The sequence below is a fragment of the Actibacterium sp. MT2.3-13A genome (assembly GCF_018139985.1).
In the GTDB taxonomy this organism is placed as follows: domain Bacteria; phylum Pseudomonadota; class Alphaproteobacteria; order Rhodobacterales; family Rhodobacteraceae; genus JAGSOU01.
Genome location: NZ_JAGSOU010000022.1, coordinates 1 through 23,706, shown reverse-complemented (window position 1 = coordinate 23,706; position 23,706 = coordinate 1). Strand labels below are relative to the sequence as shown.

General features: G+C 68.2%; 25 protein-coding genes and 1 tRNA gene. 11 read left to right on the top strand and 15 right to left on the bottom strand.

All coding sequences use genetic code 11. From position 1 onward, the window contains the following. Nucleotides 1–19 precede the first annotated feature (19 nt). The 4 genes from KCI33_RS15655 (at nt 20) to KCI33_RS15640 (ending at nt 2,376) form a co-directional block, all read left to right on the top strand. The gene (locus KCI33_RS15655; RefSeq protein WP_212525746.1) at nt 20–484 is read left to right on the top strand and encodes a ClpXP protease specificity-enhancing factor SspB; all 465 of its coding nucleotides are present in this window, start codon (nt 20–22) and stop codon (nt 482–484) included. A gap of 82 nt (nt 485–566) precedes the next feature. Further along, entirely contained in the window at nt 567–1,961 is a 1,395-nt protein-coding gene (gene fumC, locus KCI33_RS15650) for a class II fumarate hydratase (RefSeq protein WP_212525745.1), read from the top strand. After that, complete coding sequence (locus KCI33_RS15645) at nt 1,961–2,140, top strand: DUF4169 family protein (protein WP_212525744.1); 180 nt, start codon at nt 1,961–1,963, stop codon at nt 2,138–2,140. Before fumC ends, KCI33_RS15645 begins: the two co-directional genes overlap by 1 nt. Continuing rightward, nucleotides 2,137–2,376, top strand: a complete 240-nt coding sequence (locus KCI33_RS15640; RefSeq protein WP_212525743.1) for a ribbon-helix-helix domain-containing protein — start codon at nt 2,137–2,139, stop codon at nt 2,374–2,376. The genes KCI33_RS15645 and KCI33_RS15640 overlap by 4 nt, the downstream gene beginning before the upstream one ends. 25 nt (nt 2,377–2,401) lie before the next feature. Here the strand turns inward: KCI33_RS15640 and KCI33_RS15635 are convergent, their stop codons facing one another. From KCI33_RS15635 to purC, 10 genes are all read right to left on the bottom strand, one after another. After that, a complete protein-coding gene (locus KCI33_RS15635; protein ID WP_212525742.1) occupies nt 2,402–3,748 on the bottom strand; it encodes a cytochrome P450 in 1,347 nt (448 codons plus the stop codon). After that, entirely contained in the window at nt 3,745–4,956 is a 1,212-nt protein-coding gene (locus tag KCI33_RS15630) for a hypothetical protein (protein WP_212525741.1), read from the bottom strand. Before KCI33_RS15630 ends, KCI33_RS15635 begins: the two co-directional genes overlap by 4 nt. Before the next feature lie 60 nt (nt 4,957–5,016). Beyond that, the gene (locus KCI33_RS15625) at nt 5,017–5,775 is read right to left on the bottom strand and encodes a cytochrome c biogenesis protein CcdA (protein WP_212525740.1); all 759 of its coding nucleotides are present in this window, start codon (nt 5,773–5,775) and stop codon (nt 5,017–5,019) included. Nucleotides 5,776–5,911: 136 nt separating this feature from the next. Beyond that, nucleotides 5,912–8,653, bottom strand: coding sequence for a ribonuclease E/G (locus KCI33_RS15620; RefSeq protein WP_212525739.1), 2,742 nt, complete (start codon nt 8,651–8,653; stop codon nt 5,912–5,914). 424 nt (nt 8,654–9,077) lie between these two features. After that, entirely contained in the window at nt 9,078–10,409 is a 1,332-nt protein-coding gene (locus KCI33_RS15615; RefSeq protein WP_212525738.1) for a sigma-54 dependent transcriptional regulator, read from the bottom strand. A gap of 31 nt (nt 10,410–10,440) precedes the next feature. Further along, on the bottom strand, nt 10,441–12,207 hold the full coding sequence (locus KCI33_RS15610) for an ATP-binding protein (RefSeq protein WP_212525737.1): 1,767 nt from the start codon (nt 12,205–12,207) through the stop codon (nt 10,441–10,443). Nucleotides 12,208–12,252: 45 nt separating this feature from the next. Next, nucleotides 12,253–12,921, bottom strand: coding sequence for a phosphoribosylformylglycinamidine synthase subunit PurQ (gene purQ, locus KCI33_RS15605; protein WP_212525736.1), 669 nt, complete (start codon nt 12,919–12,921; stop codon nt 12,253–12,255). Nucleotides 12,922–12,935: 14 nt separating this feature from the next. Further along, entirely contained in the window at nt 12,936–13,976 is a 1,041-nt protein-coding gene (locus tag KCI33_RS15600) for a zinc-dependent alcohol dehydrogenase family protein (protein WP_212525735.1), read from the bottom strand. A gap of 4 nt (nt 13,977–13,980) precedes the next feature. Beyond that, a complete protein-coding gene (purS, locus tag KCI33_RS15595; protein WP_212525734.1) occupies nt 13,981–14,220 on the bottom strand; it encodes a phosphoribosylformylglycinamidine synthase subunit PurS in 240 nt (79 codons plus the stop codon). A gap of 117 nt (nt 14,221–14,337) precedes the next feature. Further along, on the bottom strand, nt 14,338–15,099 hold the full coding sequence (purC, locus tag KCI33_RS15590; RefSeq protein ID WP_212525733.1) for a phosphoribosylaminoimidazolesuccinocarboxamide synthase: 762 nt from the start codon (nt 15,097–15,099) through the stop codon (nt 14,338–14,340). Nucleotides 15,100–15,303: 204 nt separating this feature from the next. Between purC and KCI33_RS15585 the strand changes: the two genes are divergently transcribed. The 3 genes from KCI33_RS15585 (at nt 15,304) to KCI33_RS15575 (ending at nt 17,652) form a co-directional block, all read left to right on the top strand. Beyond that, nucleotides 15,304–15,618, top strand: a complete 315-nt coding sequence (locus tag KCI33_RS15585; protein ID WP_212525732.1) for a DUF1476 domain-containing protein — start codon at nt 15,304–15,306, stop codon at nt 15,616–15,618. A gap of 172 nt (nt 15,619–15,790) precedes the next feature. After that, nucleotides 15,791–16,804: a betaine--homocysteine S-methyltransferase gene (gene bmt / locus KCI33_RS15580; protein ID WP_212525731.1), complete on the top strand. Its 1,014-nt coding sequence runs from the start codon at nt 15,791–15,793 to the stop codon at nt 16,802–16,804. Nucleotides 16,805–16,947: 143 nt separating this feature from the next. After that, a complete protein-coding gene (locus tag KCI33_RS15575; protein ID WP_212525730.1) occupies nt 16,948–17,652 on the top strand; it encodes a B12-binding domain-containing protein in 705 nt (234 codons plus the stop codon). A gap of 12 nt (nt 17,653–17,664) precedes the next feature. Here KCI33_RS15575 and KCI33_RS15570 read toward each other — a convergent pair whose 3' ends face one another. Continuing rightward, entirely contained in the window at nt 17,665–18,129 is a 465-nt protein-coding gene (locus tag KCI33_RS15570; RefSeq protein ID WP_249139102.1) for a cupin domain-containing protein, read from the bottom strand. A gap of 95 nt (nt 18,130–18,224) precedes the next feature. Between KCI33_RS15570 and KCI33_RS15565 the strand changes: the two genes are divergently transcribed. Together KCI33_RS15565 and KCI33_RS15560 are read left to right on the top strand one after the other, a co-directional pair. Then, on the top strand, nt 18,225–18,818 hold the full coding sequence (locus KCI33_RS15565) for a hypothetical protein (RefSeq protein ID WP_212525728.1): 594 nt from the start codon (nt 18,225–18,227) through the stop codon (nt 18,816–18,818). Nucleotides 18,819–18,821: 3 nt separating this feature from the next. Then, nucleotides 18,822–19,469 carry a DUF1638 domain-containing protein gene (locus KCI33_RS15560; RefSeq protein WP_212525727.1) on the top strand — a complete coding sequence of 216 codons (648 nt, stop codon included), beginning with the start codon at nt 18,822–18,824 and terminating at the stop codon, nt 19,467–19,469. A 25-nt stretch (nt 19,470–19,494) separates the two neighbouring features. On the opposite strand, the gene KCI33_RS15555 is transcribed toward KCI33_RS15560, so the two are convergent. Further along, nucleotides 19,495–19,929 carry a SufE family protein gene (locus KCI33_RS15555; RefSeq protein WP_212525726.1) on the bottom strand — a complete coding sequence of 145 codons (435 nt, stop codon included), beginning with the start codon at nt 19,927–19,929 and terminating at the stop codon, nt 19,495–19,497. A 128-nt stretch (nt 19,930–20,057) separates the two neighbouring features. Here KCI33_RS15555 and KCI33_RS15550 point away from each other — a divergent pair, with 128 nt between their 5' ends. Beyond that, entirely contained in the window at nt 20,058–20,534 is a 477-nt protein-coding gene (locus KCI33_RS15550; RefSeq protein ID WP_212525725.1) for a hypothetical protein, read from the top strand. 32 nt (nt 20,535–20,566) lie between these two features. Here KCI33_RS15550 and rnd read toward each other — a convergent pair whose 3' ends face one another. The 3 genes from rnd to purM all read right to left on the bottom strand — a co-directional run bounded on the left by rnd (nt 20,567) and on the right by purM (nt 23,439). Next, nucleotides 20,567–21,718: a ribonuclease D gene (gene rnd / locus KCI33_RS15545; RefSeq protein ID WP_212525724.1), complete on the bottom strand. Its 1,152-nt coding sequence runs from the start codon at nt 21,716–21,718 to the stop codon at nt 20,567–20,569. Between the two features lie 84 nt (nt 21,719–21,802). Beyond that, nucleotides 21,803–22,396 carry a phosphoribosylglycinamide formyltransferase gene (gene purN, locus KCI33_RS15540; protein WP_212525723.1) on the bottom strand — a complete coding sequence of 198 codons (594 nt, stop codon included), beginning with the start codon at nt 22,394–22,396 and terminating at the stop codon, nt 21,803–21,805. After that, nucleotides 22,393–23,439, bottom strand: a complete 1,047-nt coding sequence (purM, locus tag KCI33_RS15535; RefSeq protein ID WP_212525722.1) for a phosphoribosylformylglycinamidine cyclo-ligase — start codon at nt 23,437–23,439, stop codon at nt 22,393–22,395. Before purM ends, purN begins: the two co-directional genes overlap by 4 nt. Before the next feature lie 107 nt (nt 23,440–23,546). Here purM and KCI33_RS15530 point away from each other — a divergent pair. Then, nucleotides 23,547–23,623 (top strand) — tRNA-Ile (locus KCI33_RS15530). Nucleotides 23,624–23,706 lie beyond the last annotated feature (83 nt).

Genomic DNA, 23,706 nt, shown 5'->3' with positions numbered 1-23,706 from the left:
ACGGCAATCGAGGCTGCCCATGTCGCACGGGATCGAATACGGAAGACTGATGCACAACGCGATGCGCGGGCTGATCCGGCAGGTTCTGTCGGACGTCGCTGCGCACGGCCTGCCCGGACAGCATCACTTCTTCATCACCTTCGACACCACCCACCCCGAGGTGGCGATCGCCGACTGGCTGCGCGAGCGCTACCCCGAAGAAATGACCGTGGTCGTCCAGCACTGGTACGAAAACCTCGAGGTGGGCGAGGACGCGTTCTCGATCACGCTGAATTTCGGCGACAGCCCGGAACCGCTCTTCATCCCCTATGACGCGATTCGCACCTTCGTCGACCCCTCGGTGGAGTTCGGCCTGCGTTTCGAGACACAGGAATTCGACGACGAGGACGAAGAGGATCTCGACGAGGACGAGCTGGAACTTGCCGAGGCCGAACCCGAGCAGCACGATGCCGAGGTCGTCAGCCTGGATTCTTTCCGCAAGTAGCGCCCGTTAGCGCACGCGGGGCGTTGTCTTGCCCCCGCCGCCCCTGTATTTCGCATACAATCGTATTCCGCAGGAGGCCCGCATGACCCAGACCCGCACCGAGACCGACAGCTTCGGCCCGCTCGAGGTTCCCGCCGACAAGTATTGGGGGGCGCAGACGCAGCGCTCGATCCTCAATTTCCCGATCGGCTGGGAAAAGCAGCCGGTCGCCATCGTGCGCGCGCTGGGCGTGATCAAGCAGGCCTGCGCGCAGGCCAACATGGCGCTGGGAACCCTGGACGAGACGCGCGGCAAGGCCATCGTTCAGGCCGCGGCCGAGGTCGTCGCGGGCAGGTTCGACGACAACTTCCCGCTGGTGGTCTGGCAGACCGGCTCGGGCACGCAGTCGAACATGAACGCCAACGAGGTGATCGCCAACCGCGCGATCGAGATCCTCGGCGGCGTGATCGGCTCCAAGGACCCGGTGCACCCCAACGACCACTGCAACATGGGGCAGTCGTCGAACGACACCTTCCCCACCGCGATGCATATCGCCATCGCCATGCAGGCGCGCGACGTGCTGCTGCCCGGCCTGGAGAAGCTGCATGCCGCGCTGGCCGCGAAGGCTGACGCGTTCAAGGACATCATCAAGATCGGTCGCACCCATACCCAGGACGCGACGCCGCTGACGCTGGGCCAGGAATTCTCGGGCTACGCGCATCAGGTGAAAAAGGGCATCGAGCGGGTGGAATCGGCGCTCGGCGACATCTACGAGCTGGCGCAGGGCGGCACCGCGGTCGGCACCGGGCTGAACACGAAAAAAGGCTGGGCCGAGACGGTCGCGGCCAACATGGCCGAGATCACCGGCCTGCCCTTCGTCACCGCCCCCAACAAGTTCGAGGCGCTGGCCGCCCATGACGCCATGGTGATGTTCTCGGGCGCGCTGAAAACCATCGCCGCCTCGCTGTTCAAGATCGCCAACGACATCCGCCTTCTGGGCTCGGGGCCGCGCTGCGGGCTGGGCGAGCTGATCCTGCCCGAGAACGAACCGGGCTCCTCGATCATGCCGGGCAAGGTGAACCCCACCCAGGCCGAGGCGCTGACCATGGTCTGCGCCCATGTCATGGGCAATGACGCGGCGATCGGCTTCGCCGGCAGCCAGGGCCATTTCGAGCTCAACGTCTACAACCCGATGATGAGCTACAACGTGCTGCAGTCGATGCAACTGCTGGGCGACTCGGCCTCGGCCTTCACCGACAACATGGTCGCGGGCATCGAGGCCAACGAGCCGCGCATCGAAAAGCTGCTGCACGAGTCGCTGATGCTGGTCACCGCGCTGGCGCCCACCATCGGCTACGACAACGCCACCAAGGTCGCCAAGACCGCGCACAAGAACGGCACGACGCTGAAGGAAGAGGCGATCAGGCTCGGCTTCGTGGACGAGGCCACCTTTGACGCGGTGGTCCGGCCCGAGCAGATGATCGGGCCCAGGGACTGATGAGCAAGCCCATCAACCTCCGCGCGGCACGCAAGGCCCGCGAACGGGCGCAAAAGCGCGCGGAGGGGGATGCGAACGCGGCGAAATTCGGCCGCACCAAGGCGCAGAAGGAAAGCGAGGCGCGGGCCGAGGACAAGGCCCGCGCGACCTGGGAGGCGCACAGGCGCGAGCCCGAATGAGCACACGCCCCGAGAAACATTCGCTGACCCTGCGCGGCCACCGCACCAGCGTCTCTCTGGAGCCGGAATTCTGGCAGGCCTTCCGCGCGATCGCCGCCGAAAAGGACATCCCGATCAACGCGCTGGCCGCCGAAATCGACGAGGCGCGTGGGGTGGATCGCGGCCTCGCCTCGGCCATCCGGGTCTATGTGCTGAACCACTACCGCGACGGCGCCAAAATTCCGCAGGAATTTTGAAACGAATTTTCGGGGAAAATTCGCATCACCTCGGCGTCAGTCGCAGCCAGATCCCGTCCCGCGACCGCACGGTCAGATGCGCCACCGGCACCGGATCGCGGTCCGGCACCGTCTCAAGCCGCCAGCGCCGCAGCAGCATGGCCAGCAAGAGCGGCCCCTCGACCATCGCGAAGCCCGCCCCGGTGCAGACCCGCGGCCCGGCCGAGAAGGGGATGAAAGCCTCGCGCAGGCAGGATTTTCCATTCCGGGTGGCGAAACGGTCGGGGTCGAAATCGTCGGGCCACTCCCACAGCCGGGCGTGGCGATGCAGGTGCCACGGGCTCAGCACGATCTGGCTGCCCGGCGCGATGTCCCGGTCGCGGAAGCGTTCGGCCCGCGTGGCCTCGCGCACCAGCATCGGAACCGGCGGGTAGAGGCGCAGCGCCTCGCGGAACACGTCACGCGTGAACTTCAGACCGGACATATCTGAAAACGCTGGCGTTTCAGGCAGCGCGGCGGCCTCCTGGGCGACCCGTTCCTGCGCCTGCGGGTAAAGCGCCAGCAGGTAGAGCGCCCAGGCCAGCGCCGAGGCCGATGTCTCGTGCCCGGCCAGAAAGAAGATCGCCACCTGATCGACCATCTCCTGCGTGTCGAACCGCGCGCCGGTCTCGGGGTCGGCGGTGGTCATGATCTTGGTCGCCAGGTCGTCGGGCGCGGCGCCTGCATCGATCTCGGCCTGGCGCGCCGCGGTCAGATCCGTGATCAGCCGCCGGATCGCCCGCGCCGTGGCCCGGGTCGAGTGCCGGTGAAAGCGCGGCATCCAGCGCGGCAGCGGCACGAAGGCGGCGAGATTCAGGATCGGCTGACTGCGCTGATAGGCGCGGAACTGGCTGAACACCTGCGCCGCGATCTCGTGCTCGATGGGGATCGAGAACAGCGTGCGAAAGATCACGTCGGCCGCGGCGTGGCTGGTCTGTTCCTCGATCTCCACCACGCCCTCGCGCAGCCGCGCCGCCGCCGCCTGCCCCGCCGCGACCATGGCCGGGAAGGTGTCGCGCAGCCGCCCGCCCTCGAAGGCGGGGTCGATGATGCGGCGCTGGCGCGCCCAGGTCGCGCCGTTGGTCAGAAAGACCGAGTTGCCGAGCAGCGGGCGCAGCCCCTCGCCCACCCGGCCGGACTTGGGGAAATCCATCGGGCGCTCTTTCAGCACCAGTTCGATCAGGTCGGGCTGGTTGACGAGATAGGAGCGGAAGAAGGGCGTGCGGAACTCCGCCATGCGGGCGCGGTAGAGCTTTTCCGGCTGGGCCGAGAGGATGTCCTTGCGGAACAGCCGCAGGTAGCGCAGCAGCGACACCTTGTCGGGGCGCGCGGGCGGCTTCGGCGGGCGCGTCATGGCGCCACCGATCTGTAGGGCGAGAGCGGCGTCTCGATCCGGCTTTTCGACGGCGCCCGCCCGGCATAGCGCGCGCCCAGCGTCATCGGCCCCGCCGTGACCCGGAAATAGTCGTAATCGCCGGGCCGGTCGAAGGCGCAAAGATACTGGAAATGCAGCCGGAAGAAGCGCCAGCGCAGCTCCTGCCAGCGCGCGGGGCTCAGCGTGCGGGTGAACGCCGCCGAGATCACCAGCGGCCAGCGCTTGCCCTTCGGCGCCACGCCCGAGACGCTGACCGGATCGCAGAGCGCGAAGGCGCAGCCATCGCCGGGGGCGGTGACATCGACCCAGGCGATCTCGTCGCGCGCGGACAGATAGGCCAGATCGGCGCGCAGCCGCCCCGCCTGCGGCAGGAAGGAGACCATGGGCACCACCTGCCCCAGCGTCAGCAGCGACAGCGCCGGGCCGCCCTTTGGCGCCGCGCCCGCGCGGATCAGATCGGCCAGCACCGACACCGCCAGGTGCGCGCCGGAGCTGTGGCCGACGACCAGCACCTCGTCCACCTCCCCGCGCAGGGCCTCGGCCACGGTGTCGCGGAACGCCTCCAGCCGCGCCTCCAGCGCCGGTGGATTGGCGCCGCGCCAGCGCGCCGAGAAGGCATAATCATGCATCAGGTAATAGGCGTAGAGCCGGTTGTCGTGCCTGCGGAACCACGCCAGCACCGGCCAGGCCAGCGCCAGCCCCAGCCATCCCACGAAGGGCACCCCGCTCAGCGCCAGCGCCGCCCCCGCTCCGCGCGCGACCAGCAGCGCCAGCGCCAGCTGCCCCAGCAGCATCAGCACCGGGTAGAAGGCCGCGATCACCGGTCCCTGGCGCAGCCGCACCAGCCGCGGCAACGCGCCGGAGGCGATGTAGATCCACGCGGTGCGCGCAAGCTGAAGGTAGGTCGCGCCGATCCCCGGCGCCATGCTGTCGCGCACGATATCCGACCAGACCAGAACCTCGAAATCGGTCTCGACCGGCGCGCCCTCGATCCGCGCCGCGACGTGCCAGCCATAGGGGCCGCCACCGGTTTTCGGCCTGAGCGCGATCTCGTGGCCCGAGACGGCGGCCTGCGCCGCGCCCTCCTTGCGGTAAAGCTCGCGGTAGCGGCGGGGGTGAATCGGGTCATAGCCGGGAATGTAGAACACCCGGCGCCGCCTCACCTTTTTCCCATCTCTGCCTGTCATCGCCCGCCGATCCGGTTTCCCCGGAACCATAGCGGGCGATTTCGCCGAAGGTAAGCCGCTCTAGCCGAGGGCGCCTAGCGCCGGGAACATCTCCAGCAGCCAGTAGGAGAAGCTGGAGAAGCCCCCCGTCAGCATCAGCAGGCCGATGGTCCACAGCAGCAGGCCCATGATGCGCTCGATCTGCTCCATGTGCCGTTTCATCCAGCCCATCACTCCGGTGAGGCTGGGGAAGAAGGCGGCGACCAGAAGGAACGGGATGCCGAGGCCGGCGGCGTAGATCGCCAGCAGAACCGTGCCGCGCGTCACGGACGCCTCGGAGGCCGCGATGGACAGGATCGCGCCGAGCTGCGGGCCGATGCAGGGCGTCCAGCCAAAGGCGAAGGCCAGCCCCAGCAGATAGGCCCCGAAGGCCGAGCCGCCGCGATCGCCCGCGTCGATCCGCGCCTCGCGCAGCAGGAAGGGGATGCGGATGGCGCCCACGAAATGCGCGCCGAAGACCATCACCACGAGCCCCGCGACGATGTTGAACATGTTCTGGTTCTGCAGGAAGAACGCGCCGAAGGCCGAGGCGGTGAACCCGAGGAACAGGAACACCGTGGACAGGCCCAGAACGAAGAACAGCGCCGTCAGCACCGCCCGGCGGCGCGCGCGGCGCGCGCCGGCGTCGGTCAGCTCGGCCATGGAGATGCCGCTCATATAGGCCAGGTAGGGCGGCACGATCGGCAGCACGCAGGGGCTGAGAAAGCTCAGCAGCCCCGCGATCAGCGCCACGGTCATGGCGGGCAGCAGCCCCGCGTCGATCAGCTCTATTCCGAACATATGCGTCCCCCTTTTCCGCGACATAGCGAATGCGGCGCGCGGCGTCCACGGCACGGGGCCTCACAATGGCGTGGACAGGGTGTCACGGCGCGCCGGCGGGAAAGGAAAACGCCGGGCGCAGGGCCCGGCGTTCCGATCAGCGTGCCAGAGACCACCAGCCGCGTTTCTTTGGCTTGGAGGAGGACTCTTCCTCCGCCGCGGCGGCCGGCTCGGGTTCCGGCGCGGCCTGCGGGGCTTCCTCCGCCTCGGGTGCGGCGGGTTCGGGCTCCGGCGCCGCCTCCGCCTCGGGGGCGGGTTCGGGCTGCGGTTCCGCGACCTCGGGTTCGGCGGCGACCTCGGGTTCGGCCACAGGCGGCTGCGCCTCGGCCGTTTCCGGGGCGGCGGCCTCGGCTTCCACGGCCTCGGCCGGGGCCTCGGTCACCTCGGCCTTCTTCGACCGGCTCCGCGTGCGGGTGCGCTTCTTCTTGGGGGCCTCCGCGGCCTCTTCGGCCTCTGCGGGGGCCTCCTCCGGCGTTTCAGCCTCGGCCTCTACCTCGACCGCGGATTCCTCGGCGCCGGCCTCGCCATTGCCGCCCTCACCGTTCGCTCCGCCCTTCTTGCGGCGGCGGCGGCGGCGGCGCTTCTTGGGCGCGGCCCCCTCTTCGGCGGCCTCCTCGGCGGGTTTCGCCGGGGCCTCCTCGGGCTCCTCGATCTCGGCGATCTCGGGCATCTCGGAGGTATCGACCGAGATCACCGGCGCGGCCAGTTCCGGCACGGCGCGGGTCGCGGTCTTGAACTTCTCGATCGTGAAATCGGGGCTGATCAGCGCCGGGTCTGCCTCGACCCGCACCGACAGGCCGAAGCGCGCCTCGATCTGCGCGATATGCTCGCGTTTCTGGTTGATCAGGTAGTTGGCCACCGCCACCGGCGCCTTGAGCAGCAGCTCCTTGGAGCGGCCCCTGACCCCCTCTTCCTCAAGCTGGCGCAGGATGGCCAGCGCCAGGCTCTCGTTCGAGCGGATCAGCCCGGTGCCGTGGCAGTGCGGGCAGGGCTGGGTCGTGGCCTCGATCATGCCCGGGCGCAGGCGCTGGCGGCTCATCTCCAGCAGGCCGAAGCCCGAGATGCGGCCGACCTGGATGCGCGCGCGGTCGTCCTTCAGCTTGTCCTTCAGGCGCTTCTCGACGGCGGCGTTGTTCCGACGCTCCTCCATGTCGATGAAGTCGATCACGATCAGGCCGGCCAGGTCGCGCAGACGCAGCTGGCGGGCAACCTCCTCGGCGGCCTCCAGGTTGGTCTTGAGCGCGGTCTCCTCGATCGAGCCCTCCTTGGTGGCACGGCCGGAGTTCACGTCGATCGCCACCAGCGCCTCGGTCACGCCGATCACGATGTAGCCGCCGGATTTCAGCTGCACCGTCGGGTTGAACATCGAGTTCAGGTAGCTTTCGACCTGGTAGCGGGCGAACAGCGGGGTCGGGTCGGTGTAATGCTTCACGTTCTTGGCGTGGGACGGCATGATCATCTTCATGAAGTCCTTGGCCACGCGATAGCCCTCGGCGCCCTCGACCAGCACCTCGTCGATGTCCTTGCTGTAGAGATCGCGGATCGAGCGCTTGATCAGGTTGCCTTCTTCGTAGATCGGCGCGGGCGCGATGGATTTCAGCGTCAGCTCGCGGATCTGCTCCCACAGGCGCTGGAGATATTCGTAGTCGCGCTTGACCTCGGACTTGGTGCGCTTGGCGCCGGCGGTGCGGATGATCAGCCCCGCGCCCTCGGGCACCGACAGTTCCGAGGCGATCTCTTTCAGCTTCTTGCGGTCGGTGGCATTGGTGATCTTGCGCGAGATGCCGCCGCCACGGGCGGTGTTGGGCATCAGCACGCAGTAGCGTCCGGCCAGCGACAGGTAGGTGGTCAGCGCCGCACCCTTGTTGCCGCGCTCTTCCTTGACGACCTGCACCAGCATGATCTGGCGGACCTTGATGACCTCCTGGATCTTGTAGCGGCGCGGGCGCGGCTTGCGCACGCGGATTTCCTCGCTCACGTCCTCGTCGGCGACATCCTCGATCTCGTCGTCGCGGCTCGCGGCATCGGAGAGGTGATCGACCTCGTCGGCCGCCTCGTCCTCGTCATCGAGGTCGATGACATCCATGCCGGGGATCGACACCGGCGCCAGCGTGTCCTCGGCGGCCTCGGGGGCATCCGCCACGCCGGCCGGTTCGCCGGGCGCCTTGGAGACCACCGGGTCGTTGCTGTCGATGGCCATGGGCATGGTCCTGCCCGTGTCCGCGTCGCCCGCGTCGGCGGGCTGCTCGTCCTCGGCGGCCTCCCCGGCGGGGGCCTCTTCGGCCTCCGGCGCGGTCTCGGGCGCCACGACCTCGGCTTTGGCCTCGGTCGCGACTTCGGCCCCGGCCTCGCTTGCCGGTTCGGCGCCCACGGTTTCGGGGGCCGGTTCGGCCGTCGCCGCGGCTTCCACCGCGCCCTCTTCGGCGGCGGTGGCCTCGGTCACGCCCTCGGCCGCGGGTTTGTCGGCCGCGGTCTTGGAGCGCGTGCGGGAGCGCGAACGGGACCGCTTCTTCTTGGGCTCCTTCGTCTCATCCTCGTCCATCGCCTCGGCATAGGCGCGCTCTTCGGCGAGCAGCGCCTCGCGGTCGGCGACCGGGATCTGGTAATAGTCGGGGTGGATTTCCGAGAACGCGAGGAAGCCGTGGCGGTTGCCGCCGTAATCGACGAAGGCCGCCTGCAGCGAGGGTTCGACCCTTGTTACCTTTGCCAGGTAGATATTGCCGGCGAGCTGCCGCTTGTTCGCACTTTCGAAATCGAAATCTTCGACCTTGGTTCCGTCAACCACCACGACGCGGCATTCCTCCGCGTGGGTGGCATCGATGAGCATTTTCTTAGCCATTGTGTCTCTTTGCACCGCGGCAATCGCCCGGGCCCTGGCGGGCGGGGACGTTGCGGGTGGTGTCTTGTTTGGGCGTGGGGATGCGCAAGGTGGCAGTCAGGGGCGGCCGGGGGCCTGCCTGCTTGATGCCTGTCACTGCGCACGCGTTCCATCGCGGTTTGTCTCCGATGCCGATGCCGGCATCCGTTGTTATCGCCCGTCCTTTTGAATCGGTGCGGGCTGTCTTGCTGGCCATCTTGGCCGGATCGGTCTGGTCCGCGCCGCCCTTGGCGCATCGCCGGTGCGGGGCCGGACACAGAAAAACTCAACTCATGGGGGCGCGGACATACGCGCGCACCGCCATTCATCGACCTTAAGGGCAGACGCGGGGGAATGACAATGCCTTTTTCGCCCCCGCCGGCCGGGCGAGGACCGCCCTGCCCGCTCAGAGATAATCGGCGCGCGACAGCCCGTATTTGGCCATTTTCTCGTTCAGCGTGCGGCGCGGCAGGCAGAGCTCCTCCATCACCGACACGATCGAGCCCTTGTGCCGGCGCATGGTGTTGTCGATCAGCATGCGCTCGAACGCCTCGACATATTCCTTCAGCGGCTTGCCCTCGGTGGTCATCACCGGCTGGGTCTCCTCGTTGTCGGACATCAGCAGCGACGCGATCGAGCCGGTGCCGCGGCGGTTCTGCAGCACCGCGCGCTCGGCCACGTTGATCAGCTGGCGCACGTTGCCCGGCCAGGGCGCCTGCAGCAGCTGCGCGGCCTCCTGGGCGCTGATCTCGGGCGCGTCGCAGCCGTACTCCTCGGCGAACTGCTCGGACATGCGGGTGAACAGCGTCAGGATGTCCTCTCCGCGGCTGCGCAGCGGCGGCGGCGTGATCTTCATCGCGGCCAGCCGGTAATAGAGGTCGGGGCGCAGCATGTCCTCGCAGGTCTTGTCCTGCTCCTGCAGGTTGGACACGCCGATGATCCGGGTCTCGGGCGGGATGCCCTGGTCGTTGATGAAGGTCAGCAGACGCGCCTGCAGCGCCTGCGGCAGCGCCTCGATATCCTCCAGGCACAGCGTGCCGCCGCGCGCCTCCTCGACCAGCGGCAGGCCGCCGTCCTCGGCCGCGGGCCCGAACAGCTTCGCCCCCAGCGTGTCCTCGTCGAAGGCGGCGCAGGACAGCGCCACGAACTTGCGCCCGGCGCGCGGGCCGACCGCGTGCAGCGCGTGCGCGATCAGGGTCTTGCCGGTGCCGGTCTCGCCGTCGATCAGCACATGGCCGTCGGCCTGGCCGAGATCGAGGATGTCCTCGCGCAGACGCTCCATCACCGGCGAGCTGCCGATCAGTTTCTTCATCAGCACCGTGCCGTCGGACAGCTCGCGCCGCAGCGCGCGGTTGTCCAGGGTCAGCCGGCGGGTCTGGCTGGCGCGCTTGGCCAGTTCGGTCATGCGGTCGGGGTTGAAGGGCTTTTCAAGGAAGTCATAGGCCCCGATCCGCATCGCCTCCACCGCCATGGGCACGTCGCCGTGGCCGGTGATCATGATCACCGGCAGCGAGCTGTCGACGCTCATCAACCGCTTGAGGAATGTCATCCCGTCCATGCCCGGCATCTTGATGTCGCTGACCACGATGCCCGGGTAATCGGCCCCGAGCACCTTCAGCGCCTCCTCGGCCGAGGCGAAGGTCTCGGTGTCGAAGCCGCTCAGCGCCAGCCACTGGCTGATCGACTGGCGCATGTCCTGTTCGTCGTCGACGATGGCGATCTTCATGGTCCGGCTCATCGGTTTACCTCTTTTCTTTCTTGTTCTTCCGTCACTCTGCCGCCGCGGTTTCCTCGCCGAGGATAGGCAGCTGGACCTCGAACACCGCGCCGCCGCCGGCGGCGTTGCGGGCCGTCAGCCGCCCGCCCAGATCGGCCACGATCGACGAGGAGATCGCCAGCCCCAGCCCCACCCCGTCGCCCGGCGGCTTGGTGGTGTAGAAGGGCTCGAACAACGATTCCAGGTCGTCGATCCCGTGGCCGTTGTCGCGCACGGTCAGCGTGGCGGTCTCGCCGGCCGACAGGATCAGGTCGATCTGCGCGTCCTCGGTGTCCTTGGTGGCATCCAGCGCGTTGCGCAGAAGATTGATGATCACCTGCTCCAGCCGGATCCGGTCGGCCATCACCGGCACCGGATCCGGCGGCAGGACGCGGTTGATGGTGACATGGCGCTGCTTGAGCTGCGGCTCCATCATCGACAGCGCCGACGAGACGCTGACCCGCATGTCCAGCGGCTCGAACGCCTCGCCGCCCTTGCGGGCGTAGCTTTTCAGCTGCCGGGTAATGGCGCCCATGCGCTCGATCAAATCGTCAATCCGCTGGAAGGACGACAGCGCCTCCTCGGGGCGCTTGCGCTGCAGCAGCAGCCGCGCGCCCGCCAGGTAGGTCTTCATCGCCGCGAGCGGCTGGTTGAGCTCGTGGCTGACGGCGGCCGACATTTCGCCCAGCGCGGCCAGTTTCGAGCTTTGCGCCAGGGTCTGCTCGGCCACCTCAAGGTTCTTCTCGACCTTCTCGCGCTCGGCGATCTCGCGCTGCAGACGGGCGTTCAGGCGCCGCAGCTCGGCCGATTCGCGCTGGAACAGGATCGACCGCGACAGCGCCCGGCGGCTGAGCAGGTAGAAGCTGAGCGCCAGCAGCATGGCGAAGCCCATGATCTCCAGCGCCAGCACGCCGTTCACCCGCTCGCGCACCGAGGAATAGGTGGTGAAGGAGGTAATGCGCCAGCCCTGGAAGGGAATGCGCGCCTCGTTCCGCATCACCCCCTCGCCCATGATGTAGGCGTCCGGCGGCAGCACGCCCCAGTCGGCGGTGGCCTGGATCGCGCGCGAGATCGCCGACGGCGCCGAGCGCTCCTCGAGCGCCTGCTCGATGGTCAGGCGCCGCCAGCGCGGCTCGGTCGCGAGGATGATCTTGCCCTCGGAATCGGTGATCAGCACGGCGTCGGCGATGCCGGCCCAGCTGCGCTCGAATTTCTGAAGATCGACCTCGACCACGATCACGCCGATCGGCTCGCGGTCGCTCATCATCCGGCGGGAATAGGTGAACTCGATCCCCCCGGCCTCGGTCTCGGAGGTGATGAACACTGTGTCGTTGGCGCGCTGCGCCTCGATGAAATAGGCCATCTTGCCGTGCTGCGCGCCCAGCAGGCTGCGGTCGGTGGCGGCCACCACCCGGCCATCGCGGTCCAGCAGCAGCAGCGAGGCCGCGCCGATCTCCTCGAGATAGGAGATCAGCCGCTGCGAGCTTTTCGAGTAGTCCCCCGCGTTCAGCGCCCCGATCAGCGTGGGATCGCGCGACAGCAGCAGCGGCACCACCGAGGCGCGCTGCAATTCGCTGACCACATTGCCCGAATAGAGCGCCAGCCGCACCTGGGCGCGGTTGCGGGTGCTTTCGGTGAAGCGCTCGGTCAGCCAGCTGTTGGTGACCCACACCGTCGCCACGGCCACGCAGATCAACGTCATCACGGCGATGCGCACGCGCCAGCCCGCGCCGTTGCGCGGCACGGGACTGGAAGAAGCGGGAGGTCTGGCGCCGGTCATTGCCAGAAAATAGGCGCCCGGCCGCCGCGGCTCAAGCGGTCACGCTCAGGCCGAGGCCATCGCATCGGCCAATGAGCGGAACATGGCCGCCCCGTCGGTGCCGCCATGCGCCGCTTCGGCCATGCGCTCGGGGTGGGGCATCATGCCCAGCACCCGGCGGTTTTCCGACAGCACGCCGGCGATATCGGCGGTCGAGCCGTTGGGGTTCTCGGCATAGGTGAAGGCGATCCGGTCCTCGTCGCGCAGGCGGGCCACCAGGTCGTCGCTGGCGGTGTAGTTGCCGTCGTGATGGGCCACCGGAATGGCGATGCGCTGGCCCTTGCGATAGCCGGCGGTGAAGGCGCTGTCGCTGGTCTCGACGATCAGGTCCAGCGTCTTGCAGATGAACTTGATCCCGGCATTGCGCATCAGCGCGCCGGGCAGCAGGCCGGTCTCGGTCAGCACCTGGAAGCCGTTGCAGATGCCCAGCACGAAGCCGCCGCGGTTCGCGTGCTCGATCACCGCGCGGGTGATGGGCGAGCGCGCCGCGATGGCGCCGCAGCGCAGGTAGTCGCCGAAGGAGAACCCGCCGGGGATGGCCACCAGATCGGTGCCCTCGGGCAGCGTGCTGTCCTTGTGCCAGACCATGTTCACCTGCATCCCTGCGTTGCGGCAGGCCACGGCGAGGTCGCGGTCGCAGTTGGAGCCGGGGAAGACGAGAACGGCGGCTTTCATGGGGTTACGTCCTTTCAGGCGGAAAAATCGGTGATGACGGCCACGCCCGGAGGCGCCGGCCGGTCGAAGGCGGCAAGCTCGGCCGAGGCGTCGGAAAGCGCCACGCGCCGGGCGATCAGCGGGGTCAGATCGACATGGCCGCCGTCGATCAGCGACAGCAGGCTCGGGTAGCGCCAGGCGGGCATTCCGCGGGTGCCATAGACGGCCAGCTGGCCCGAATAGACGGCATCCATCGGGATTTCCATCGTGCAGTGCTCGCCGGCGGGCATGCCGACCTGCACCATGCGGCCGAGCTTGCGCAGGGATTTCAGCGCGCCGACCGTGGTGGCGGGAATGCCCAGCGCCTCGATGGCCACATCGGCGCCGCCGCCGGTGATCTCGCGCACGGCTTCGGCGGCGTCGCAGGTCGCGGCGTTCACCGCGGCATCGGCGCCGAGCCCCCTTGCGTGGTCCAGTTTCTCGTCGACCACGTCGACGACGACCACCCGCGCGCCCAGCGCCCGGCCCAGCAGCATCGCCGACAGCCCCACCCCGCCGCCGCCGAAGACGGCCAGCCATTCGCCCGCGCGCAGCCCGGCGCGGCCGGTCAGCGCCTGCCAGGCGGTGGTCACGCGGCAGCCGAGCGCGGCGGCCAGCGCCGGGTCCATCCCCGCGGGCAGCGCGGTGAGGTTGGTGTCGGCATAGGGCACGGCGATCAGTTCGGCAAAGGCGCCGGCGCGGGTGAAGCCCGGCAGCTCCTGCTGCGCGCAGATCGTCTGGTGGCCGGCGGCGCAGTCGGGGCAATGGCCGCAGGCCAGGATGAAGGGCGCGATCACGCGGTCGCCGACCTTCCAGCGGGTGACGCCGGCGCCGACCTCCTCGACCACGCCGCAATATTCGTGGCCCGGGATATGCGGCAGCGGCACCGGGTCGCCGCCGGTCCAGGCGTGCCAGTCCGACCGGCATACGCCGCAGGCCAGAAGCCGCAGCACCACGCCACCCGCCGGGCAGTCCGGGTCATCGACCCGGGTCAGCTCCAGCGGCTGGCGCCATCCGGTCAGAAGGGCCGCGCGCATCGGCTCAGACCAGCTCGACCGAGTAGCTCTCGATCACCGTGTTGGCGAGCAGCTTCTCGCACATCTCGGTCACCGCTTCCTTGGCCTTGCCGGCGTCGCTCTCGGCCAGGTCGAGTTCGATCACCTTGCCCTGGCGCACGCCCTCGACGCCCTCGAAACCGAGCGTGCCGAGCGCGTGGCGCACGGCTTCGCCCTGGGGGTCGAGAACGCCGTCTTTCAGCATGACATGAACACGGGCTTTCATGGGCAGAGTTCCTTATCCGTTATCATCCGTCGCATCTGAACGGGACCCGATGGGTCGTTTACGGCCACGTCCGACCCGGGGGGTATTGGAAACCACCCGAAAACGCGGCCCATCCTTTCAATTGATCAGCGTGGGCTTGCTGGCCGGGGTCACGTTCGAGGGCATCACGCCCAGCCGCCGGGCGACCTCGGTATAGGCTTCGGCGAGATTGCCGAGATCGCGGCGGAACACGTCCTTGTCCAGCTTGCGCCCGGTCTTCATGTCCCAAAGGCGGCAGCTGTCGGGGCTGATCTCATCGGCGACCACGAGACGCATGAAATCGCCGTCGTAGACCCGGCCGATCTCGATCTTGAAGTCGATCAGCTTGATTCCGACGCCATACATCACCCCCGAGAGGAAGTCGTTGACCCGCAGCGCCAGCGCCACGATGTCGTCGAGATCCTGCTGTGAGGCCCAGCCAAACGCGATGATGTATTCCTCGGGCACCAGCGGGTCGCCCAGCGCGTCATCCTTGTAGGAATATTCCACGATCGGGCGCGGCAGCGGCTGGCCCTCTTCCAGCCCGAGGCGCTTGGCCATCGAGCCCGCGGCAAAGTTGCGCACGATCACCTCAAGCGGGATGATCTCGACCGAGCGCACCAGCTGTTCGCGCATGTTCAGCCGTTTCAGGAAATGCGTGGGCACCCCGATCTGGTTTAGGCCGGTCATGAAGAACTCGGACAGCCGGTTGTTCAGCACGCCCTTGCCTTCGATCGTGGCCTTCTTTTCGGCGTTGAAGGCGGTGGCGTCGTCCTTGAAATACTGCACGAGGGTTCCCGGCTCGGGGCCTTCATACAGAATCTTCGCCTTGCCTTCGTAAATCTTCTTGCGACGTGCCATGAGGTCTCCGATCCATGGGCCCAGGGCCGCTTCGCCCCGCCCGTTCTGGCGTTTCTCTTATTCCATGGCAGGGTTCAGGGCAAGGTGGCCGGCGCTGGCAGCGGTAACGGCGGCAAAATGGCCCCCCAATGGACGCAGCCCCCTAGGCAGCGCCTTCGCAATTGCGTAAAACCGCCCCGAATGGAAACAGGAGGGCCACGGCCGATGACCACCTTCGATGATCGCGAAAACGCGTTTGAGAACAAGTTCGCCCATGACCAGGAGATGCAGTTCAAGGCGCAGGCCCGCGCCAACAAGCTGCTGGGCCTGTGGGCGGCCGAGCTGATGGGCAAGACCGGCGCCGAGGCCGACGCCTATGCCAAGGAAGTGATCCACGCGGATTTCGAGGAAGCCGGCCACGAGGACGTGTTCCGCAAGGTTTCCGGCGATCTGGGCGGCAAGGCCGACGAGACCACGATCCGCACCAAGATGGTCGAGTTCCTGGCGCTGGCCAAGGAGCAGCTTGTCAAAGAGGCCTGATCCCTCGGGAAAACACGGTCGAGGCGCGTCCGGCCCCGGGCGCGCCTCTTGTATTTCTACGCCCTGCCTCAACATCATTATGACCAGAATGAATTTGCGCAGGCGGCCGGTTTCTGGCACCTGACGCGCAAACCGGCGCCCGCGCCCTCGAGATCCCGAAAGGACGACCCCGATGACCAACGCCCTGTCCCGCCTTCTGGAAACCCGCGACTGGCTGATGGCCGACGGCGCGACCGGCACCAACCTGTTCAACATGGGGCTCAGCTCGGGCGACGCGCCGGAGTTGTGGAACGAGCAGGAGCCCGACAAGATCCGCGCGCTTTACCGCGGCGCGGTCGAGGCGGGCTCGGACCTGTTCCTGACCAACAGCTTCGGCGGCAACGCCGCGCGGCTGAAGCTGCACAGCGCAGAAAAGCGGGCGCGCGAATTGTCGCGAATCTCGGCCGAGCTGGGCCGCGAGGTCGCCGACGCCTCGGGCCGCAGCGTGGTGGTGGCGGGCTCGATGGGCCCCACCGGCGAGATCATGGAGCCGATCGGCGCGCTCAGCCATGCGTCGGCGGTGGAGATCTTCCACGAGCAGGCCGAGGGGCTGAAAGAGGGCGGCGCCGACGTGCTGTGGCTGGAGACGATCTCGGCCCCCGAGGAATTCCGGGCCGGCGCCGAGGCCGCGCAGCTCGCCGGCATGCCCTGGTGCGGCACCATGAGCTTCGACACCGCCGGGCGCACCATGATGGGCGTGACCTCGGCCGCGATGGTGGAGATGGTCGAGAAACTGGCCTACCCGCCGGTCGCCTTCGGCGCCAATTGCGGCGTCGGCGCGGCCGACCTGCTGCGTACCATCCTGGGCTTCGCCGCCTCGGGCACCGAGCGGCCGATCATCGCCAAGGGCAACGCCGGCATCCCGAAATATGTGCACGGTCACATCCATTATGACGGCACGCCGGAGCTGATGGCCGATTACGCGGTGCTGGCGCGCGATTGCGGCGCCACCATCATCGGCGGCTGCTGCGGCACCACGCCCGAACACCTGAGGGCCATGCGCGAGGCGCTGGAAACCCGCCCGCGCGGCGACCGCCCGACGCTGGAGACCATCGCCGAAAAGCTGGGCGGGTTCTCGTCGGCCTCCGACGGGTTGGGCGAGGACGCCGCCGCCGCCGGCCGCCCGCGCCGCCGCCGCCGGAGCTGAGCCCGCCAAACACGCCCGCAGGTCGGAACCGGCGCGGGCCCTGTCGCAATCCGCCAACCGCGGGTGCGGCATTCCGACCAAATAACGCTGAACACCGTGCGACCGCCCATGCGTGCGCGCGCGCCCCGTAGGAGAATTGGGACATGGCCGAGGAAGACGACGACATCATCCTTTCCGAACTGCCGGATGACGAGCTGGTCCAGCAGATGCACGACGACCTCTATGACGGGCTCAAGGAGGAGATCGAGGAAGGCGTCGAGATCCTGCTCGGCCGCGGCTGGACCCCCTACAAGGTGCTGACCGAGGCGCTGGTGGGCGGCATGACCATCGTCGGCAACGATTTCCGAGACGGCATCCTCTTCGTGCCCGAGGTGCTGCTGGCGGCCAACGCGATGAAGGGCGGCATGGCGATCCTCAAGCCGCTGCTGGCCGAAACCGGCGCGCCGCGCATGGGCAAGATGGTGATCGGCACCGTCAAGGGCGACATCCACGACATCGGCAAGAACCTCGTGGCGATGATGATGGAGGGCGCGGGCTTCGAGATCGTGGACCTCGGCATCAACAACGCCGTGGAGGCCTATCTCGAAGCGCTGGAGGCCGAACAGGCCGACATCCTGGGCATGTCGGCGCTGCTGACCACCACCATGCCCTACATGAAGGTGGTGATCGACACGCTGGCCGAACAGGGCAAGCGCGACGATTACATCGTGCTGGTCGGCGGCGCGCCGCTGAACGAGGAATTCGGCCGCGCGATCGGCGCCGACGCCTATTGCCGCGACGCTGCGGTGGCGGTCGAGACCGCCAAGGACTTCATCGCGCGCAAGCACAACCAGATGGCGGCGGGCTGAGCCCGCCGCGCCTCAGCCGGGCGGCGGCAGGATGGTCATGCCCGCCGCCTCGGCGACCTGCAGAACATGAACCAGATCGGGCGGGCCGGCGGGCGCCGGCGGCGCTGCGGTCTCCTCCGGCAGGACCGTGCCGATCCCGGTGAAGAACGCGTCGTGCATCCGGCCCGGCGCGTTCAGGATCAGCACCCGCGCGGGCCGGTCGCCGATCGAGGTGAAGGCGTGGACCGCGCCGTCCGGGATCGCGACATGGGTCCCCGCCCCCGCCCGGCGCAACTCACCGTCCACCATGAACTCGATCGCGCCGTCGAGCACGAAGAACGCCTCCGTCTCGCCGGCATGGTGGTTCGGCGGCGCGCCCCGCCCGGGGGGCACGACGGCCTCCACGAGGCAATATTTGCCCTGAACCTCTTCCGGAAAGGCGTGGAAGCGCATCAGGATTCCCAGGACGTCATATGTTCTGGCCCGTTCCGTCGGCATCATGTTTCTCCCTTGAATGACCCGAGTCGGGAGATTATGATACTTAAGTCTCACCATGAGACAAGTGTATCATGAAAGCCCTCCAAGGAGCCCCCATGACGCAGACCCACGACCGCCGCGCCCAGAAGGCCCGCACCCGCGAGGCGATCCTCGAAGGCGCGCGCGCCCTGATCGCGCGCGGCGAGAGCGTGACCGTCACCGCCGCCGCGGCCGAAAGCGGCATCTCCAAGGCCACCGCCTATCGCTACTATTCGGACCCGGCCGCACTGGCGCTGGAGGCGGGGCTGGCGCTGGAGGTGAAGCCCTATGCGGAGGTCGTGGCCGGCGCCTCAGGCGCGCGCGAAAAGGTGCGCGCGGTCAGCCTCTACACCCTCGACCTCGCCCTTGCGCACGAGGCCGCTTTCCGGCGGTTCCTGGCCAGGGTGCTGGACGCCTCGGTCGCGGACAGGCGCCCTGGCACGCTGCGCGGTGCCAGGCGCATCGCGATGTTCGAGGCCGCACTGGAGGAGGCCCGCCCAGCCCTGGGCGCCGAGGCCACCCGTGAACTTGTGCTTGCGCTGGCCACGGCCACTGGTATCGAGGCGGTCATCGCCCTGCGCGACGTGGCCGGCGCCGATGCCGATCGCGCCCGCGCAACGGTGCTGGCCATCGCCGATGCGCTTCTCGACCGATATCTAGGACCCGCCTGAGCCATGCAAAGACCGCCCGACGACCGAACGCTGACGGAACAGGGCCTCGCCCCCGAGGGCGCGCGGGGCCGCGTCCTGCTGCTGGCCTGCGGCGCGCTGGCGCATGAGATCCTGGCGCTGATCCGGGCCAATGGCTGGGATCACATCACCCTGCAATGCCTGCCCGCGATCCTGCACAACCACCCCGAACGCATCGCGCCAGCCGTGCGCGCGGCGGTCGAGACGCAGCGCGGCCGCTACGACTCCATCCATGTCGTCTATGCCGATTGCGGCACCGGCGGCGCATTGCAGCGCCTCTGCGCCGAGCTGGGCGTGGAGATGGTCGAGGGCCCGCACTGCTACTCCTTCTTCGAGGGCAACGCCGCCTTCGCCGCGCGGGAGGAGACCACCAGCTTCTACCTGACCGATTTCCTGGTGCGCCAGTTCGATGCCTTCGTGTGGAAACCGCTGGGGCTGGACCGCCACCCGGAGCTGCTGGAGATGTATTTCGGCAATTACGAGACGCTGGTCTATCTCGCCCAGACCGACCGGCCCGACCTCGACGACAAGGCGCGCGACTGCGCGCGCCGGCTGGGCCTCGCCTACGCGCGCCGCTTCACCGGCTATGGCGACCTGGAGACCACGCTGCGGGACTGGGCGCAAACCCCTTGAACAAGAATTCCGCCAAGCGTCTTTCTCAGGACACCTGGCCCGCCGCCGCGGCCGCGGTTTCGCGGATCCGCTCCACCATCGCGCGCAGCCCGTTGGAGCGCTGCGCCGAAAGGTGATCGTGCAGCCCCAGCCGGGCCAGCTCGGCGGGCGCGTCGACCTTCAGCACCTCGCTCACGCTCAGCCCGCTGTAAAGCGCGACCAGCACCGCGATCAGCCCGCGCACGATCATTGCGTCGCTGTCGCCGCGGAAGGTGAGGACGGCCTGCGGCCCCTGCCCCTCGATCTGCGGCACCAGCCAGACCTGGCTGGCGCAGCCCTCGACCTTGGTGGCGGGCACGCGGAAGGCATCCTCCAGCGGCTGCATGGCCTTGCCCATGTCGATGACATGGCGATAGCGGTCCTCCCAGTCGTCGAGGAAGTCGAACGTCTCTACGATCTCTTCAAAGGTTTCCCGGGCCATGCACCTACCTCAGTTCTGTTCCGTCCCTGACCTAGGGCCTCGCGCGCGAAAGGTCCAGACCGGCCCCGTGACGGGTTTTCAAGCCGCGCGCTTTCAGCTAACCCGAAGAGGCAATTCGAGGTAGTCCCATGCGCAAACCGCTTCTTGCCGTTCTCTCCGCTGCCCTCCTGCTCGGCGCCTGCGGCCCGGTCCGCGACTCGCGGCTCAACCCGTTCAACTGGTTCGGCCGCTCGACCGAGCAGCAGGTGGCGGCCACGGTGACGCCGGGCGCGCAGCCCGCCGATCCGCGGCCGCTGGTCGAGCAGGTTCTGGAGATGCGGGTGGAGCCTGTTCCGACCGGCGCGATCGTGCATGCAATGGGCCTGCCGCCGCGCCAGGGCTACTGGAAGGCGGCGCTGGTGGCCGAGAATGACGGCCGGCCAGACGACAAGGGCGTTCTGGTGCTGAGCTTCCGCGCCTACCAGCCGCTGGAGGCCACCCCGCAGGGCGCCCAGCCCTCGCGCGAGATCACGGCGGGGCTGTTCCTGTCGCAGCAGGATCTTCAGGCGGTGCGCACGATCGTGGTGCGCGGCGCGCAGAACCAGCGGACCAGCCGCCGGAACTGAGTTGAACTGAACTGAACTGAGCCGGCGCGGCCTTACAGCTCGACCACCTGCACGCTACTGCCGCGGGCGCAGAGCGCAAGCTCGCCGTTGCACAGGCGCAGCGCGTCATTGCCGAACACCTCGGCCCGCCAGCCCTTCAGCGCCATCACGTCGCGCTCGCCCCCGGCGATCGCGTCGAGATCGGCGGCGGTGGCGATCAGCTTCTGCGCGACGCCGGAATTCTCGGCCTTGGCCTTCAGCAGCACGCGCAGCAGGTCGGCCAGCGCGGGGTTGACCTGCAGCTTCTCGCGGCTGTTGTCGGCGCGGGGGTATTTGTCGGCGGGCATCTCGCGCGCGGTCTGGACCGCGGCCAGGATGCCCTCGGCGATCTCGCCCCGGCGCGCCTCGCGCAGCAGCAGCCGCGAACGGCTCAGCTCCTGCAGATTCGCGGGTTTGGTCGAGGCGAGCTCAAGCAGCGCGTCGTCCTTGAACACGCGGTTGCGCGGAATGTTGCGCGCCTGGGCATAGCCCTCGCGGAACCGCGCCAGTTCCTGCACCAGGGCCAGGAACTTGCCCGAATGGGTGCGCGTCTTGACTCGTTTCCATGCCTCCGACGGCTTGACCACATAGGTCGCCGGATCGGTCAGCACGGCCAGTTCCTCACCCAGCCATTTCTGGCGGCCGTTCTTTTCCAGCTCGGCGTCGAGGAATTCGTAGATCACCCGCAGATGGGTGACATCGGCGATGGCGTAGGTCTTCTGCGCGTCGGTCAGCGGGCGGCGCGACCAGTCGGTGAAGCGCGAGGTCTTGTCCAGCGGCGCCTTGGCGATCTTTCGCACCAGCGTCTCGTAGCCGACCTGCTCGCCGAAGCCGCAGACCATCGCCGCGACCTGGGTGTCGAACAGCGGCTCGGGAAAGACGTTGCCTTCGGTGAAGAAGATTTCCAGATCCTGCCGCGCCGCGTGGAACACCTTGACCACATTGGTGTCGCGGAAGAGGTCGTAGAGCGGCTCCCACGACAGGTCATCCACCAGCGGATCGACCAGCACCGCCTCGCCCTCGCCCGGCAGCGCGAGCTGCACGAGGCAAAGCTTGGCGTAATAAGTGCGTTCGCGCAGGAACTCGGTATCGACGGTGACATAGGGGCCGGCTTTCGCCTGTTCGCAAAAAGCGGCCAGCTCTTCGGTCTTGGTCAGCGTTCTCATTCAGGCCCGTCTTACTGTCCGGAAGGGGCCTTCTGGGGGCCCGATCGGCATGTCATAGGCAATCACGCCACGAAAGGAAAGGGCTCAGGGCAGCATCACCGGCGTTCTGTCGCCCTCGGCGAAACGGCGCAGCACCGCCGGATAGAGCCGGTGCTCCATGGGCAGGACGCGCGCGGCGAGGGTCTCGGGGGTGTCGCCCGGCTCGATCGGCACGCGCGCCTGGCCCAGGATCGGCCCGTCGTCGAGCTCGGCAGTGACCTCGTGCACGGTGCAGCCGGCCTCGGCGTCGCCCGCCTCGATCGCGCGGGCATGGGTGTTGAGACCCTTGTATCTGGGCAGGAGCGAGGGGTGGATGTTCAGCATCCTCCCCTGCCATTTGGAGATGAACCCCGGCGTCAGGATCCGCATGAATCCGGCAAGGCAGATGATATCCGGCGCGGCCTTCTCCAGCTCGGCGTTCAGCGCGGCCTCGAACGCCGCGCGGTCGCGGCCGAAGGGCTTGTGATCGACCGCCGCGGTGGGGATGCCCATCGCGCGCGCCTTCTCCAGCCCGCCCGCCGCGGGGTCGTTCGACAGCACCAGCACCGGGCGCGCCGGGTGGTCGCCGGTCATGCTCTCGGCCAGCGCCACCATGTTCGAGCCGCCGCCCGAGATCAGGATCGCGACGCGCCTGCTCACAGCAGCTTGCCCTCGTAGCGCATGCCCGCGCCCGCGGTGACGGTGCCGATGCGGGTGACGGTCTCGCCCTCTTCGCGCAGCAGCGCGGCGATGTCTTCGGCCCGGTCGGCCGCCACGGCCAGCACCATGCCGATGCCCGAATTGAAGGTCTTCAGCAGCTCGGCCTCGGCCATGCCGGCGGTCTCGGCCAGCCAGCGGAAGACCGGCGGCAGCTCCCACGCGGACAGGTCGATATCGGCGCCCAGGTCTTCGGGCAGCACCCGCGGCAGGTTTTCGGTCAGACCGCCGCCGGTGATATGGGCCAGCGCATGCACGCCGCCCGCCCGCACCGCCGCCAGCGCCGGCTTGACGTAAAGCCGCGTCGGCGTCAGCAGGTTCGCGCCGAGGCTCCCCTCGGCCCAGGGGCAGTCGGCGTCCCAACCGAGGCCGGTCATCTCCACCACCTTGCGGACCAGCGAATAGCCGTTGGAATGCACCCCGTTCGAGGCCAGCCCGAGCAACACGTCGCCCTCGGCGACATCGGCCGGCAGTTCGCCGCCGCGTTCCATCGCGCCCACGGCGAAACCGGCGAGGTCGAAATCGCCGTCGTGATACATCCCCGGCATCTCGGCGGTCTCGCCGCCGATCAGGGCGCAGCCCGATTGCGCGCAGCCCTCGGCGATGCCCTCGATCACGCGGGCGGCCTCGTCCACCGACAGCTTGCCGGTGGCGAAATAGTCGAGAAAGAAGAGCGGCTCCGCCCCCTGGCACACCAGGTCGTTGACGCACATCGCCACCAGGTCGATGCCGACGCCGCCGACCTCGCCGGTGTCGATGGCGATCCGCAGCTTGGTGCCCACGCCATCGGTCGCGGCCACCAGCACCGGGTCGGTGTAGCCCGCGGCCTTGAGGTCGAACAGGGCGCCGAAGCCGCCCAGGCCCGCCATCACGCCCGGCCGCGCGGTGCGTTTCGCCGCCGGCTTGATACGATCGACCAGCGCGTTGCCCGCGTCGATATCCACGCCCGCATCGGCATAGGTCAGCCCGTTCTTTCCATCGCTCATCGCTTTTCCCCCGATCATCTTGCGCGCTGCGATAGACCATAGCATGCGCTCTGTCCACGCCCCGCGCTTGACGACGGTGTTTTCTCTGCTAATCACGGGGCTCAGGCGGGCCTGTAGCTCAATTGGTTAGAGCAGAGCGCTCATAACGCTTTGGTTGCGGGTTCAAGTCCTGCCGGGCCTACCACCGCCAAAATATGATGCTGATTTCACACGATTTTTCGCAATTGTGCCCTGCGCGAATTTCAATGCAGGGCACCTTGCAATTCC

What these genes read in the sequence shown, in the direction of transcription:
- KCI33_RS15655 (WP_212525746.1), top strand. Translation starts at nt 20, where the DNA reads ATGTCGCACGGGATCGAATACGGAAGACTGATGCACAACGCGATGCGC.
- fumC (WP_212525745.1), top strand. Translation starts at nt 567, where the DNA reads ATGACCCAGACCCGCACCGAGACCGACAGCTTCGGCCCGCTCGAGGTT.
- KCI33_RS15645 (WP_212525744.1), top strand. Translation starts at nt 1,961, where the DNA reads ATGAGCAAGCCCATCAACCTCCGCGCGGCACGCAAGGCCCGCGAACGG.
- KCI33_RS15640 (WP_212525743.1), top strand. Translation starts at nt 2,137, where the DNA reads ATGAGCACACGCCCCGAGAAACATTCGCTGACCCTGCGCGGCCACCGC.
- KCI33_RS15635 (WP_212525742.1), bottom strand. Translation starts at nt 3,748, where the DNA reads ATGACGCGCCCGCCGAAGCCGCCCGCGCGCCCCGACAAGGTGTCGCTG.
- KCI33_RS15630 (WP_212525741.1), bottom strand. Translation starts at nt 4,956, where the DNA reads ATGACAGGCAGAGATGGGAAAAAGGTGAGGCGGCGCCGGGTGTTCTAC.
- KCI33_RS15625 (WP_212525740.1), bottom strand. Translation starts at nt 5,775, where the DNA reads ATGTTCGGAATAGAGCTGATCGACGCGGGGCTGCTGCCCGCCATGACC.
- KCI33_RS15620 (WP_212525739.1), bottom strand. Translation starts at nt 8,653, where the DNA reads ATGGCTAAGAAAATGCTCATCGATGCCACCCACGCGGAGGAATGCCGC.
- KCI33_RS15615 (WP_212525738.1), bottom strand. Translation starts at nt 10,409, where the DNA reads ATGAGCCGGACCATGAAGATCGCCATCGTCGACGACGAACAGGACATG.
- KCI33_RS15610 (WP_212525737.1), bottom strand. Translation starts at nt 12,207, where the DNA reads ATGACCGGCGCCAGACCTCCCGCTTCTTCCAGTCCCGTGCCGCGCAAC.
- purQ (WP_212525736.1), bottom strand. Translation starts at nt 12,921, where the DNA reads ATGAAAGCCGCCGTTCTCGTCTTCCCCGGCTCCAACTGCGACCGCGAC.
- KCI33_RS15600 (WP_212525735.1), bottom strand. Translation starts at nt 13,976, where the DNA reads ATGCGCGCGGCCCTTCTGACCGGATGGCGCCAGCCGCTGGAGCTGACC.
- purS (WP_212525734.1), bottom strand. Translation starts at nt 14,220, where the DNA reads ATGAAAGCCCGTGTTCATGTCATGCTGAAAGACGGCGTTCTCGACCCC.
- purC (WP_212525733.1), bottom strand. Translation starts at nt 15,099, where the DNA reads ATGGCACGTCGCAAGAAGATTTACGAAGGCAAGGCGAAGATTCTGTAT.
- KCI33_RS15585 (WP_212525732.1), top strand. Translation starts at nt 15,304, where the DNA reads ATGACCACCTTCGATGATCGCGAAAACGCGTTTGAGAACAAGTTCGCC.
- bmt (WP_212525731.1), top strand. Translation starts at nt 15,791, where the DNA reads ATGACCAACGCCCTGTCCCGCCTTCTGGAAACCCGCGACTGGCTGATG.
- KCI33_RS15575 (WP_212525730.1), top strand. Translation starts at nt 16,948, where the DNA reads ATGGCCGAGGAAGACGACGACATCATCCTTTCCGAACTGCCGGATGAC.
- KCI33_RS15570 (WP_249139102.1), bottom strand. Translation starts at nt 18,129, where the DNA reads ATGCCGACGGAACGGGCCAGAACATATGACGTCCTGGGAATCCTGATG.
- KCI33_RS15565 (WP_212525728.1), top strand. Translation starts at nt 18,225, where the DNA reads ATGACGCAGACCCACGACCGCCGCGCCCAGAAGGCCCGCACCCGCGAG.
- KCI33_RS15560 (WP_212525727.1), top strand. Translation starts at nt 18,822, where the DNA reads ATGCAAAGACCGCCCGACGACCGAACGCTGACGGAACAGGGCCTCGCC.
- KCI33_RS15555 (WP_212525726.1), bottom strand. Translation starts at nt 19,929, where the DNA reads ATGGCCCGGGAAACCTTTGAAGAGATCGTAGAGACGTTCGACTTCCTC.
- KCI33_RS15550 (WP_212525725.1), top strand. Translation starts at nt 20,058, where the DNA reads ATGCGCAAACCGCTTCTTGCCGTTCTCTCCGCTGCCCTCCTGCTCGGC.
- rnd (WP_212525724.1), bottom strand. Translation starts at nt 21,718, where the DNA reads ATGAGAACGCTGACCAAGACCGAAGAGCTGGCCGCTTTTTGCGAACAG.
- purM (WP_212525722.1), bottom strand. Translation starts at nt 23,439, where the DNA reads ATGAGCGATGGAAAGAACGGGCTGACCTATGCCGATGCGGGCGTGGAT.